At 66.2% G+C, this 12,140-nt stretch carries 12 protein-coding genes; 2 read left to right on the forward strand and 10 right to left on the reverse strand.

Annotated elements, in window-relative coordinates:
* Nucleotides 1–277: 277 nt before the first annotated feature.
* Both pssA and RT655_RS02505 read right to left on the reverse strand, forming a co-directional pair.
* A complete protein-coding gene (gene pssA, locus RT655_RS02500; protein WP_313534808.1) occupies nt 278–1,105 on the reverse strand; it encodes a CDP-diacylglycerol--serine O-phosphatidyltransferase in 828 nt (275 codons plus the stop codon).
* Nucleotides 1,102–1,830 carry a phosphatidylserine decarboxylase gene (locus RT655_RS02505; protein WP_313534809.1) on the reverse strand — a complete coding sequence of 243 codons (729 nt, stop codon included), beginning with the start codon at nt 1,828–1,830 and terminating at the stop codon, nt 1,102–1,104. Before RT655_RS02505 ends, pssA begins: the two co-directional genes overlap by 4 nt.
* Nucleotides 1,831–2,027: 197 nt before the next feature.
* On the opposite strand from RT655_RS02505, the gene RT655_RS02510 reads away from it, so the two are divergent.
* Nucleotides 2,028–2,651 carry a methyltransferase domain-containing protein gene (locus tag RT655_RS02510; protein WP_313534810.1) on the forward strand — a complete coding sequence of 208 codons (624 nt, stop codon included), beginning with the start codon at nt 2,028–2,030 and terminating at the stop codon, nt 2,649–2,651.
* Between the two features lie 100 nt (nt 2,652–2,751).
* Here the strand turns inward: RT655_RS02510 and manD are convergent, their stop codons facing one another.
* The 5 genes from manD to RT655_RS02535 all read right to left on the reverse strand — a co-directional run bounded on the left by manD (nt 2,752) and on the right by RT655_RS02535 (nt 8,286).
* Nucleotides 2,752–3,960 carry a D-mannonate dehydratase ManD gene (gene manD, locus RT655_RS02515; RefSeq protein ID WP_313534811.1) on the reverse strand — a complete coding sequence of 403 codons (1,209 nt, stop codon included), beginning with the start codon at nt 3,958–3,960 and terminating at the stop codon, nt 2,752–2,754.
* A 140-nt stretch (nt 3,961–4,100) separates the two neighbouring features.
* Nucleotides 4,101–4,898: an SDR family NAD(P)-dependent oxidoreductase gene (locus tag RT655_RS02520; RefSeq protein ID WP_313534812.1), complete on the reverse strand. Its 798-nt coding sequence runs from the start codon at nt 4,896–4,898 to the stop codon at nt 4,101–4,103.
* Nucleotides 4,895–5,911 (reverse strand): phosphotransferase family protein, encoded by a 1,017-nt coding sequence (locus tag RT655_RS02525; protein WP_313534813.1) that lies wholly within the window; start codon nt 5,909–5,911, stop codon nt 4,895–4,897. Before RT655_RS02525 ends, RT655_RS02520 begins: the two co-directional genes overlap by 4 nt.
* A complete protein-coding gene (locus RT655_RS02530) occupies nt 5,908–6,993 on the reverse strand; it encodes a Zn-dependent alcohol dehydrogenase (protein ID WP_313534814.1) in 1,086 nt (361 codons plus the stop codon). Before RT655_RS02530 ends, RT655_RS02525 begins: the two co-directional genes overlap by 4 nt.
* Before the next feature lie 9 nt (nt 6,994–7,002).
* The gene (locus RT655_RS02535; protein ID WP_313534815.1) at nt 7,003–8,286 is read right to left on the reverse strand and encodes an acyl-CoA dehydrogenase family protein; all 1,284 of its coding nucleotides are present in this window, start codon (nt 8,284–8,286) and stop codon (nt 7,003–7,005) included.
* A gap of 139 nt (nt 8,287–8,425) precedes the next feature.
* Between RT655_RS02535 and RT655_RS02540 the strand changes: the two genes are divergently transcribed.
* Nucleotides 8,426–9,661 carry a TetR/AcrR family transcriptional regulator gene (locus RT655_RS02540; RefSeq protein WP_313534816.1) on the forward strand — a complete coding sequence of 412 codons (1,236 nt, stop codon included), beginning with the start codon at nt 8,426–8,428 and terminating at the stop codon, nt 9,659–9,661.
* Nucleotides 9,662–9,670: 9 nt separating this feature from the next.
* Here the strand turns inward: RT655_RS02540 and RT655_RS02545 are convergent, their stop codons facing one another.
* The 3 genes from RT655_RS02545 to RT655_RS02555 are packed head-to-tail and all read right to left on the reverse strand — an operon-like array spanning nt 9,671 to nt 12,128.
* Nucleotides 9,671–10,198 (reverse strand): response regulator transcription factor, encoded by a 528-nt coding sequence (locus RT655_RS02545; RefSeq protein WP_313534817.1) that lies wholly within the window; start codon nt 10,196–10,198, stop codon nt 9,671–9,673.
* Entirely contained in the window at nt 10,195–11,466 is a 1,272-nt protein-coding gene (locus tag RT655_RS02550; protein ID WP_313534818.1) for an ATP-binding protein, read from the reverse strand. Before RT655_RS02550 ends, RT655_RS02545 begins: the two co-directional genes overlap by 4 nt.
* Nucleotides 11,463–12,128, reverse strand: coding sequence for an SURF1 family protein (locus tag RT655_RS02555; protein ID WP_313534819.1), 666 nt, complete (start codon nt 12,126–12,128; stop codon nt 11,463–11,465). The genes RT655_RS02550 and RT655_RS02555 overlap by 4 nt, the downstream gene beginning before the upstream one ends.
* Nucleotides 12,129–12,140: the final 12 nt, after the last annotated feature.

Raw genomic sequence — 12,140 nt, forward strand, 5'->3', positions numbered from 1 at the left:
GGAACAAGAATGGAACATACAGCGATCAGAACGCGATTGATGGAACAGGCAGGAGTCTCGGCGGTTCGAGGTTCTTGGGTTCCCCTGGGATCGGCGTTGAAGATCAGGAGCCGGGTAATGACTGGATTCGCTGTCTTTTTTCTGTTCGGGTCGGCTTTCACGGCCGCCATCTGGACGCTCTACACGAGCATTCATCCGCAGCTGCATCGCTTCGCCGAATTGTTCGGCATGGCGCGGCCGGTAGCGCTTCCCGCCCCGTCGCCGCGCCTGTCGCGCGTCAGGGTGCGATCGGTCCCGGCGCGGATGCCGCGTCCCCACCACCCGCAGCGCGCAGCCGCCTGATCCGGCGGTAGGAACGCACGCTGAACGGGATGCTGGCAAGATAGGCGATCGCCACGATCGCCAGCGTCGTCCAAGGCGCCGAAACCAGCGCCGCGGCGAGGGCGACCAGCACCGCGATCGCTTCGAAGCGGACGTTCTGGCGCAGCCGAATCTTCGGGCCGAAGGTCGCGACGCTGGAAACCATCAGGATCGCGATCAGCACTGTCCACACGGCGATGATGACCGGCGCGCGCGTGATCGCCTCGCCGGTCCACAGCCAGAGATAGACGGGCGTGAGCGCCAGCGCCGCGCCGGCCGGCGCCGGAACGCCGGTGAGGAACCCTGCCGACTTGTGCGGCTGCTCGGCAAGATCGATCTGCGCGTTGAAGCGCGCCAGCCTTAGCGCGCAAAACAGGGCATGGAGCAGCGCGACCAGCCAGCCGAACCGCCCGAGCGCCTGGAGCGACCAAAGGTATAGAATCAGCGCGGGTGCGACGCCGAACGAGATTGCGTCGGACAGGCTGTCGAGTTCGGCGCCGAAGCGGCTCTCGGCGCGCACCAGGCGGGCGATGCGTCCGTCGATCCCGTCGAGCACGGCGGCGGCAAGCACCATCAGCACCGAGGCTTCCCAATTGCCCAGAATGGCAAAGCGGATGCCGGTGAGACCGGCGCACAGCGCGAGCGCGGTGACGGCGTTGGGGAGCACTGCGCGAAGCGGGATGCCGCGCGGCAATGCCGGCCTGCGCCCCAACCCGCGCCCGCTGCGCGGGCGACGGTCGCTCATTGTGCTACCCCGGCGACGTTCGTGATGCCGCGACGTGCGATAACCGTTTCGCCGGCGATGGTCCGCTGGCCAAGGATCACCTGCGCGCCATATTCTTCGGGAAGGAAGACATCGACGCGGCTGCCGAAGCGGATCAGGCCGATGCGCTGGCCCGCGACGACCATGTCGCCCGGCTTGGCGAAGGCAACGATGCGACGCGCGACGAGCCCTGCTATCTGGGTGAAGCCGATCCGCAGCCCGTCGCGATCCTCGACCACCATATGCTGACGTTCATTCTCGTCGCTCGCCTTGTCGAGGTCGGCGTTCATGAACTTGCCCGAAATGTAGATGACGTGACGGATCGTGCCGGTAATCGGCGTGCGGTTCACATGCACGTCGAACATGCTCATGAAGATCGAGACCCGCACCATCGGCGCAGCGCCGAGCGCGTGCGGACCGGCGAGTTCCGGGGGCAGCGGCACGCGCTGGATCATCGTGACAAGGCCGTCGGCGGGCGCGACGAGCACCCCCTCCTCCACCGGCGTGACGCGGACGGGGTCGCGAAAAAAGGCGGCGATGCCGAGCGTCAGGAACAGCAGCGGCCAGGTGAGGACGTCCCACACCCACAGGCTCAACAGCGCAACCGCGGCGGCGATCAGCACATATTTGCGGCCTTCGGGATGGATATCGGGGAAACGCCACTTCACCGTCGAGGTACCGACTGGAGGCTTGTCGAGCGATGTCATGTCGGCAGATGTACGCTTGCGGTCGCCGATTTCCTAGACACTCCTGCGCTTCGGAAAAATCCAGGGCAACAAAGCGGCTCCGCGACGTTGTTGTCCTGGCCAGGATCGGGATGCTTTTCGACGACGGTCGCTTGCATATCCGCCGGATTTTGCGCAACCGATGTCGCCGAAGCGTCATATTTTCGTTAAGGAAGCCCATGCCCCCTTCGACCGCCACCGCGAAACGCCGGAGCGCCCGCCGCACGCGCCCGGCCGGTGTGCCCTCGCCGACGATGTTCTTCCTGCAGCAGTTCCTCAAGCGTCCGGTGATGGTCGGTGCGGTTGCCCAGTCTTCGGGACGGCTGATTCGCCGCATGCTGAGCAAGGTCGATTGGGCGAACACCAAGCTGTTCGTTGAATATGGCCCCGGTGTGGGCACCTTTAGCCGTCCGATCCTCGATCGCCTCGCGCCAGACGGCAAGCTGATCGTGATCGATACCAACCCTGATTTCATCCGCTATCTGCGCCAGTCGATCGAAGATCCGCGCTTCGTCGCGGTGCTTGGCTCGGCGGCCGATGTCCAGAAGATCGTGCGCGACAACGGCTTCGAGCAGGCCGACTATATCGCCTCGGGCCTGCCTTTCTCGACCCTGCCCGACGGCATCGGCGATGCAATTGCCAAGGCGACGCGCGATATCCTTCGGCCCGGCGGCGCTTTCCTCGTCTACCAGTACAACCCCAATGTCCGGAACTTCCTGACTCCGCACTGGGACAATATCGAGCACGAGATGGAATGGTGGAACATCCCGCCGGCCCAGCTCTGGTGGGCCTGGAAAGACTGAACCTTCCCACACACAATCAAAAAAGGCGGCCATGGGGTTCCACGGCCGCCTTTTTCTTAGTCGAAACGGCGGGGCGACGGCAGCGCTGCCCCAGCCCGGATCACCAGTTCCACATCGTCCCGTCTTCGAGGCGGGCGACCGGCAGATAGGCCGGCTTGTACGGATACTTGGCTGCCAGCTCCTCGTCGATGTCGACGCCGTGACCCGGTGCCTCGCCACAGAACAGATAGCCTTTGTCGAAGCTGTAATCGTGCGGGAACACCGCATCGGTCTCGTCGGAATGGCGCATATATTCCTGGATGCCGAAGTTCGGGACCCAGGTGTCGAAGTGGAGCGCGCAGCCCATCGTTACCGGCGACAGATCGGTCGCACCATGGCAGCCGGTGCGGACCTGGTAGAGGCTGGCGAGGTCGGCGAGGCGACGCAGATGGGTCAGGCCACCGGCACCGACCACGGTTGCGCGCAGATAGTCGATCAGCTGGTTCTGGATCAGGTCCTTCGCGTCCCAGATCGTGTTGAAGATCTCGCCCACCGCCAGCGGGGTGACGGTGTGCTGGCGGATCAGCTTGAACGCCTCCTGGTTCTCGGCCGGGGTCACGTCCTCCAGCCAGAAGAGCTGATAGGGCTCGAGCATCTTGCCGAGATTGGCGGCTTCCTGCGGCGTGTAGCGGTGGTGGCCGTCGTGCAGCAGGTGATGGTCGAAGCCATAGGTCGCGCGCAGCTTTTCGAACAGCTTGGGCACATAGTTGAGCGCCTTGCGCGTATCCCACCCGGTGACCGAGGGCAAAGCCGCGTCGGCGGGCTCGTAATACATGGTGCCGCGGCCGACGCCGTACGCATCCTTGATGCCCGGAACGCCCGTCTGCGCTCGGATCGCCTTGTAGCCGAGGTCGATATATTTGCCGACCGCGTCGACGGTCTGCTCGATATCGGCGCCGTTCGCGTGTCCGTAGACCATCACGCCATCGCGGCTGCGGCCGCCGAGCAGCTGGTAGACCGGCATGCCGGCCATCTTGCCCTTGATGTCCCACAGCGCCATGTCGACCGCGGCGATCGCGCGCATCGTCACCGGGCCGCGGCGCCAATAGGCACCGCGATAGAGATACTGCCAGATATCCTCGATCCGCCGCGGGTCCATGCCGATCAGGCAGGGAATGACATGGTCTTCAAGATAGGAGACCACCGCCAGTTCGCGACCGTTGAGCGTGCCGTCGCCGATGCCGTAGACGCCCTGATCGGTGTGGATCTTCAGCGTCACGAAATTGCGGCCGGGGCAGGTTACGATAACCTTGGCCGAGACGATCTTCATCGAGCTACCTCTATAGGCTGTTTGTTGCCGCTGGCCTGACCAATCCGCGCGCCCATGTCAAGGGATTGGCCAGACCTCCGGGACCAACCATAGGCGGCGCAGGCTGAAATTTTTATCAACGGCGAGGACTATTTCGCCTCTCAGAATGCGGGCTTTCCATACACCTGCCGCGTGACCGGGTGGCTGCTGCTAAGGCCGCCGTCCACCGCGATGGCCTGGCCGTTGACATAGCTGGCAGCATCCGACGCGAGGAACAGCGCCACCTGCGCGATTTCCTCGGGTCGCCCCGCGCGGCGCAGCGGATTGAGCTGGCCCAGTCTCTCTTCCTTGCCCTGCTCGCGGGCATGGTCGAACGCGCGCTGGGTCATGCCGGTCTCGATCAGCCCGGGGCAGATCGCATTGACCCGCACGCCCGAGGTGGCGAGCTGCTGCGCCGCGGTCTGCACCAGGTTGATCACCCCCGCCTTGGACGCCGAATAGGGCGTTCCGCCGGCACCCGAGCGAAGCCCCGCAACGCTCGCGGTGCACAGGATCGCACCGCCGCCGCGTTCGACGATCCGCGGCGCGGCATGCTTGATGGCAAGCGCCGGGCCAATGAGATTTACTCGCAGCACTTCGGCCCAAAGTGTTACATCCGCGTCAAAGATGCCGGCAGTGCCACCGGAGATGCCGGCATTGGCATAAAAGATGTCGATCCCACCGAACCGTTCGCACGCGGTATCAACAAGCCGCTGCACATCGCGCTCGTCGCCTGCATCGATCTCGACCGCTAATGCGTCATCCAGCCCGGCAATCGTGTCGTGCACGCCCGCGTCCCGATCGGCCGCCACCACCTGCGCGCCCTGCGCGGCGAACGCCCGAACCGTGGCTCTCCCGATGCCGGAGGCGGCACCCGTCACCACCGCGACCTTGCCAGTGAAATCGAACCCGCCGCTCATGCCCCTGCCCTTTGCGCGAAATGCCATGCCGCCGACGCCAGCCCCGGCAGCCGCTCGACCGTCTTCGCCGCCTGCGTGCTCGAGGCGTTGCCGTCGAGCATCCGTTTCTTGATACCCTGGACGATGCCGGTCAGGCGGAACAGATTGTAGGCGAAATACCAGTCGAGATCGGGCACGCCGTCGCGCCCCGTCGCAGCGCAGTAGCGCGCGACCATGTCCTCGATCGTCGGAATGCCCGTTTCCGGCCCCGCCAGCCCCTTCACGCCCGATCGGCCCTCCGGCTCGGTCACCCAGTTCATCAGGAAATAGGAGAAATCGGCGAGCGGATCGCCGAGTGTCGACAATTCCCAATCGAGCACCGCCAGCACCTGCGGGCGATCGGCGGCAAAGATCATGTTGTCGATGCGGTAGTCACCATGGACGATACTAGTCTGGGTCTGCGGCGGCACCGTGCGCGGCAGGAAGTCGATCAGCGCCTCGACCTCGGGCAGATCCCCGGTCTGGCTGGCGCGATACTGGCGGGTCCAGCGCTCGACCTGGCGGGCGAAATAATTGCCCGGCCTGCCATAGTCGCCGAGGCCGACCGTCTCCGGATCGATCCGGTGGAGCGCGGCGAGCGTGTCGACGATCGCCTCGTAGATCGCGGTGCGCTGCGCCGGCGCCATGCCGGGCAGCGACCCGTCCCAGAAGGTCCGCCCCTCGACCATCTCCATCAGGTAGAAGGGCGCGCCGATCACCTGCCGGTCCTCGCACAATGCATAGGGCCGCGCGACCGGGAAGCCGGCAGGATGGAGCGCGGCGATCAGCCGATATTCGCGTTCGACCGCGTGGGCGGAAGGCAGGATGGTGCCGAAAGGCTTGCGCCGGAGGACATAGACAACGTCAGCACTTTCAACGCGATAGGTTGGGTTGCTTTGTCCTCCTGGAAACTTGGTTAAGGTGACCCGACCGGTGAAATCGGGCACATGCGCAGCCGCCCAAGCGGCGAGGCGGGTTTCGTCGAGGTCGCTCATGCGAAGGTGATCACCGAGCGGACGCTCGTGCCCTGCCGCAATTTCTCCAGCGCGTCGTTCACCTGCGACAATTCGATGCGTTCGGCGACCAGCGTGTCGAGATCAAGCTTGTCGTCGAGATAGAGCTGGACCAGCCGCGGCATGTCGATCGGAAATCGGGTGCTGCCGAGCAGCGAGCCTTGGATCTTCTTGCCGGTAAGGAAAGTATGTCCCGGCAGGCTGACGCTCTGGCCCGGCGCGATCATGCCCAGAATGGTTGCGGTGCCGCCGCGACGCAGGATCTGCCAGGCGAGTTCGGCCGTCGCGGGCCACCCGACCGCTTCGATGGCATAGTCGACCCCGCCGCCGGTCAGCGCGAGCACCTGCTTGGCGGCACCCTCGCTTGTGGGATCGATCACATGCGTCGCCCCCATCTTTTCGGCGAGCGCGCGCTTTTCCGGCACCGGATCGAGCGCGAGGATCTGGCCGGCGCCGGCGATCTTCGCGGCATTGATCGCGGCGAGCCCGATCCCGCCCGCGCCGATAACCGCGACACGCTCGCCCGGGCGCAACCGGCTGTCGTTGAAGATCGAGCCCGCGCCGGTGATCACCGCGCAGCCGAGCAGCGCGGCACGATCCAGCGGCATCTCCCGGCTTATCGCGACGCAAGCGTTTTCGTGCACCAGCATCATCTCGGCGAAAGCGGAGAGGTTGAGGAACGGCGCGAGCGGCCTGCCATCGGCGAGTTTCAGCCGCGGCTTGGCCTCGGGAGGCCGCCGTGTCGACGGATCCACGCAAAGCGAAGGCCGGCCGGTCGCGCAATATTCGCACGACCCACAAAAAGCGGTGAGGAAGGTGATGACATGGTCGCCGGGCCGCAGATGGGCGACATCCGATCCGACCGCCTCGACCACCCCCGCTGCCTCGTGCCCGGGTACGGTCGGCACCGGATGCGGGAAGGCGCCATCGACGAAGTGCAGGTCGGAGCGGCACACGCCCACCGCCGCGGTGCGGATCAATACTTCGCGCGGGCCGGGCTTGGAGACCTGGACCTCCTCGATCGCGAGCGGGGTCTTGGCTTCGAACAGGACGGCTGCCTTCATGCCACCCTCCTACCGGCTCACGCCGAGATCGCCTGAAGAGGCGCGCTCCGGCTTGAACTCGGCATATTTCCCGAACTCGGCACGGGCGATCGCGCGGGCATGGACCTCGTCCGGCCCATCGGCGAGCCGCAGCGTTCGGACGCTGCCCCAATTGTGCGCCAGGTCGAAATCGTCGCTCACCCCTGCCCCGCCATGCGCCTGGATCGCGTCATCAAGGATCTGCAACGCCATGGCGGGCGCCTGCACCTTGATCATCGCGATCTCGAGCTGGGCCGCCTTGTTGCCGGCCTTGTCCATCATGTCGGCAGCCTTGAGGCAGAGCAGCCGCGTCATCTCGATATCGATCCGCGCGCGGGCGATGCGCTGCTCCCAGATCGAATGGTCCGAAATGCGCTTGCCGAACGCGACGCGACTGACGAGCCGCTTGGCCATCGCCCCGATCGCTTCCTCCGCCACGCCGATCGTGCGCATGCAATGGTGGATGCGGCCCGGCCCGAGCCGCCCTTGCGCGATCTCGAAGCCGCGGCCTTCGCCGAGCAGCAGATTTTCCGCCGGCACGCGCACGTCGCGCAGCACGATCTCGGCATGGCCATGGGGCGCGTGATCATACCCGAAAACCGAAAGCATCCGCTCGATGGTTACGCCGGGGGTATCGAGCGGGACCAAAATCATGCTCTGCTGGGCATGTTTCGCCGCGCCGAAATCGGTCTTGCCCATCAGGATGGAAATCTTGCAGCGCGGGTCGCCCGCACCCGAGGACCACCATTTCCGCCCGTTGATCACAAAGTGATCGCCGTCGCGCTCGATCCGGGTCTCGATATTGGTCGCATCGGACGAGGCGACCGCTGGCTCGGTCATCAGAAAGGCCGAGCGGATCTCGCCGCGCATCAGCGGGGCGAGCCAGGCATCCTTCTGCGCCCGCGTGCCGTAGCGGTGGAGCACTTCCATGTTGCCGGTATCGGGCGCCGAGCAGTTGAACACCTCCGAGGCCCAGCCAACCCGACCCATTTCCTCGGCGCACAGCGCATATTCCAGATTGGTGAGCTGCTCACCCTCGAAGACGAAGCTGTCGTCGACATGCGCGCGGCCGGACTGGGGCGGCATGAAGAAATTCCACAGGCCCGCCGCCTTGGCGCGTGCCTTGACGTCTTCCAGCACGGGATTGACCGACCAGCGCTCGCCCGCCGCGGCGGCGGCGCGATACTCCGCCTCGCGCGGGCGGATCTCGGCGTCGATGAAGGCCTTCACCCGGTCGCGGAAATGGGTTTCGCGCGCGTTCAGCGTGAAGTCCATGGCATCGCTCTCCTGTCGTTCTTTGGTGGCAGCCTAGCCCGTACCCGATATTCGGTAAAGGGCGCCGCCCGATCAAATTACTACATACCGACATCAAAAAACCATTTGGGCGCGCCACGGAAACGGCTAAGCTGAGTGGATGCCATCGCCGCCCAAGACCGAGACCACCAACACCAAGCGGTTCCAGGCCAAGCGCGACGCCATCCTGGCCGCCGCCGCCGCCGCGATCAACGAGCAGAGTGCGAAGGGCATGACCTTCGCCGACGTCGCGCGGCGCGTCGGGCTGAACACCACCTCGGTGACCTATTATTTCAAGCGCAAGGAAGACCTCGCCGCCGCCGCGTTCGAGCAGACGCTCGTCTGGCTGCACGACATTCTCGACCAGGCGCTCGCCGAGCCCACCCCCGAGGCGCGCGTTGCCCGCTTCCTGGCCATCAACATGGAGCGGCTGGCGCGGATCGGCCGCGGCGAGGAACAGGCCGTCGCGATGCTGTCGGACCTGCGCGCGATGGAGGAGCCGCTCAAGGGCAAGCTGCTCGCCGGCTGGCGCAATGTGTTCCGCAAGACGCGCAGCCTGTGGGGCAGCGACGGCAACCGCGCGGAGACCGACCTGCGCGGTGCGCGCGCGCACGTGCTGCTCGAGAACAGCTTCTGGCTCAACGCCTGGATCACCCGCTACGAGATCGACGAATATCCCCGCGTCAAGGCGCGGCTGATGGACGTGTTCCGCCACGGCATCGCCGCGCCCGGCCAAAGCTGGGCGCCGGAATTGTTCGAGCTCGTCCACGACGAGCCCGAGCCGGGCCGCGAAGCCTTCCTGCTCGCCGCCACCCGGCTGATCAACGAGCTCGGCTATCGCGGCGCCTCGGTGCAGCGCATCGCCTCCGAGCTCAACGTCACCAAGGGCAGCTTTTACCACCATCTCGACGCCAAGGACGATCTGGTGATCGCCTGCTACAAGCGCAGCTTCGACATCCTCGCCGATGCGCAGCGGCTGGCCGAGGGGCATGCCGGCAGCCAGTGGCAGCGGATCGAGAGCACGCTGGCGACCCTGCTCGACTATCAGTTTTCCGAACGCGGGCCGCTGCTGCGCACGACGGCGCTGTCCGGCCTGCCCCCGCATGTCCGCAACACGATGCTCGACCGCTCGAACCGGATCGCGCGGCGCTTTGCAGGCATGCTGTCCGACGGCATCGCCGAGGGAACGATCCGCCCGATCGACCCGCTGGTCGCCAGCCAGGCGCTGATGGCGCTGCAGAATGCCGCGTTCGACATGCGCAAATGGGCGGGCACAATGCCGCGCGAGCGGGCGGTGGCCTTCTATGCGTCCACCCTCGCCTATGGCCTGTTCGACGATCGTGTGCTGGAGGGCTGACGGCGCCCGTCAGAGGTGCTTCTTGTCCAGCTTGCGCGCGAGGGTGCGCCGGTGGAGCCCCAGCCGCCGGGCCGCTTCGGAGAGGTTGTAGTTGGTATCCGCCAGCGTTTGGTGGATATGCTCCCATTCGAGCGTTCGGATCGAGGTCGGCCGCGCCTTGAGCTCGGTATCGACATCGCCTTCAACGCGGTCGAACGCGGCTTCGATATCGTCGGTATTGGCCGGCTTCATCAGATAGTTGGTCGCGCCCAGCTTCACCGCCTCGACCGCGGTACTGATACTGGCGAACCCGGTCAGCACGACGATCCGCATTGTCGGGTCAATCTCGTGCAACTGCTTGACGCAGACCAGCCCCGAACTGCCACCGAGCCGCAGGTCGACGACGGCGCGATCGGGGCCAAACTCCCGGGCGAGCGGTTCCAGATCCTCGGGACCGTTGCGCACCTCGACGGTATAACCGCGCCGCTCAAAGGAACGCCCCAGCGTTCGCGCGAACACCGCATCATCCTCGACAATCAACAACTTGTGCGCGGTCATTCGCCTTCATCCTCAAGTGCGAGCGCCGCCTGCGGCACGCGGAGCAGCACCTCGGCCCCGCCGCCCTCGCGATTGCGCGCGGTCAGCGTGCCGCCCAGTGTTCGTAGCACATTGTGCGTCAGGAACAGCCCCAGACCGGCGCCCTGCTTGCCCTTGCTGCTGTTGTAGGGGTCGCCGATGCGCGGCAGGATCTCGTCGGGGAAGCCGCGACCGTCGTCGCGAACGGACAGGACCAGTGCGTCCTCGTCCTGGCCGACCGACAGCCGGATGCGAGTCGCCCCGGCTTCCACCGCATTGTCGAGCAGGTTGACGATCGACTGGCCAAGCGCGCGATCGGCGACGATCGGCAGGTCGCTGCCCAGTCGATAGTCGAGGATCACGCTGTCGTTGCGCGGCCAGGCTTCCACCAGACCGGTGACGAAGCGGCGCAACGTCGTGCGTTCCGGCGCCTCGCCGCTGATCTCGCCCGCGGCGAACAGAATGCCGGCGACGATCGCCTTGCAGCGGGCTACCTCGGCCTGCATGTCCGCCACCTCGGCGCTGAGTTGCGGGTCCTTGGCGATCTTCTTGTCCGCGCGCCAGTCGCCCAGCGCCACCGAGAGCGACGCGAGCGGCGTGCCCAGCTCATGCGCGGCGCCGCTGGCGAGCAGCCCCATGCGGACGATATGCTCCTCCTCGGCGGCGCGCTGGCGCAGCTCGGCGAGGCGCGCATCGCGATCGCGCAGGTTGCGGGCGATGCGGGTCACGAACTGGACGATCAGCGTCGCGGTGAGCGTGTAGTTGAACCACAGCGCGAACAGGAACGCCCCCGACAGCGAGGTGGAGAGCATCGGCGGCAACGGCAGCGGCCGGTGCACCACGGCAAGGAAGGCGAAGGCGGCGCTGGTAAGGAAGACCAGCACCCAGCTTGACGCAGTCTCGAGCAGCACCGCCCCCAGCACCACCTGCAGCAGATAGAGCGAGACGAAGGGGTTGGTCGCGCCGCCGCTCAGATAGAGCAGTACCGTCAGGCACATCACGTCGACCAGCAGCCCGGCCATCACCTGTGCATTGGTCGCCGGGCGCAGCGCGCGCGCCGGATACATTGCCAGGTTGAGCGAGACCAGCACGCCCACCGTGATGAGCATCGGTACCAGTGGCAGCCGGACGTCGAAGAACAGATGGACGCCAAGAATGGTGGTCAGCTGCCCCAGCACCGCCAGCCAGCGCAGCTGGACGAGCAGCAAGAGGTTGCGGCGCGCTGCGTCCTCCGGCGTCGCCGTGGTCATGCGTCTCCGCGCCCACGCCACGCCCGCCAGGCGAACCAGGCGGTCAGCAGGGCAAGGCCGAACCAGGTCAGCGCATAGACGAGATGGTTGTTGGTGAAGCGGACGACGGTCATCCCGCCGCGCGGCCAGCCATCGCCGCTGCGGTCCGCGTCGATGAAATAGGGTGCGAGCTGCGGCAGCCCCTGCCCCATCGCAGCCACGTCGCGCGAATACCAGCGATTGGCGGCGGGATCATTGGTGCGGAGGAACCCGCCCTTGGGCTCGCTCAGGCGCAGCAGGCCGGTGAGGCTGAGCGGCTTGACGCTGGAAGTGATGCATCCGGGCAGCGTCTTGCCCTCCGGCAGGAAGCCGCGATTGACGAAGACGGTGAAGCCGCGCGCGGTGACCAGCGGGGTCATTACCCATTTGCCGGGACCGAGGTCGGTGACGGCCTGGGCCAGCTTGGTGCGGCAGGGAAGATAGGTGCCGGTAATCCGGACGCGGCGATAGCTCGCTTCGCTATCAATGCCAGCCCATTCGGCGGGCCCGGGGGCGGGCACCGGCGCCGTGGCCAGCCCCCGCTCCACCCGGTCGATCAATGCCAGCTTCCAGGCGCGTCGCTCGACCTGCCAGATGCCGAGGCCGAGGAGGATGGCGATCAGCGGCAGCAGCGCGATCGCCATCCAGTTGCGGGA

The sequence above is a fragment of the Sphingomonas sp. genome, from assembly GCF_032114135.1.
In the GTDB taxonomy this organism is placed as follows: Bacteria; Pseudomonadota; Alphaproteobacteria; order Sphingomonadales; family Sphingomonadaceae; genus Sphingomonas.

Coding starts and splice junctions, on each gene's coding strand:
- pssA (WP_313534808.1), bottom strand. CDS start 1,105: ATGAGCGACCGTCGCCCGCGCAGCGGGCGCGGGTTGGGGCGCAGGCCG.
- RT655_RS02505 (WP_313534809.1), bottom strand. CDS start 1,830: ATGACATCGCTCGACAAGCCTCCAGTCGGTACCTCGACGGTGAAGTGG.
- RT655_RS02510 (WP_313534810.1), top strand. CDS start 2,028: ATGCCCCCTTCGACCGCCACCGCGAAACGCCGGAGCGCCCGCCGCACG.
- manD (WP_313534811.1), bottom strand. CDS start 3,960: ATGAAGATCGTCTCGGCCAAGGTTATCGTAACCTGCCCCGGCCGCAAT.
- RT655_RS02520 (WP_313534812.1), bottom strand. CDS start 4,898: ATGAGCGGCGGGTTCGATTTCACTGGCAAGGTCGCGGTGGTGACGGGT.
- RT655_RS02525 (WP_313534813.1), bottom strand. CDS start 5,911: ATGAGCGACCTCGACGAAACCCGCCTCGCCGCTTGGGCGGCTGCGCAT.
- RT655_RS02530 (WP_313534814.1), bottom strand. CDS start 6,993: ATGAAGGCAGCCGTCCTGTTCGAAGCCAAGACCCCGCTCGCGATCGAG.
- RT655_RS02535 (WP_313534815.1), bottom strand. CDS start 8,286: ATGGACTTCACGCTGAACGCGCGCGAAACCCATTTCCGCGACCGGGTG.
- RT655_RS02540 (WP_313534816.1), top strand. CDS start 8,426: ATGCCATCGCCGCCCAAGACCGAGACCACCAACACCAAGCGGTTCCAG.
- RT655_RS02545 (WP_313534817.1), bottom strand. CDS start 10,198: ATGACCGCGCACAAGTTGTTGATTGTCGAGGATGATGCGGTGTTCGCG.
- RT655_RS02550 (WP_313534818.1), bottom strand. CDS start 11,466: ATGACCACGGCGACGCCGGAGGACGCAGCGCGCCGCAACCTCTTGCTG.
- RT655_RS02555 (WP_313534819.1), bottom strand. CDS start 12,128: ATGGCGATCGCGCTGCTGCCGCTGATCGCCATCCTCCTCGGCCTCGGC.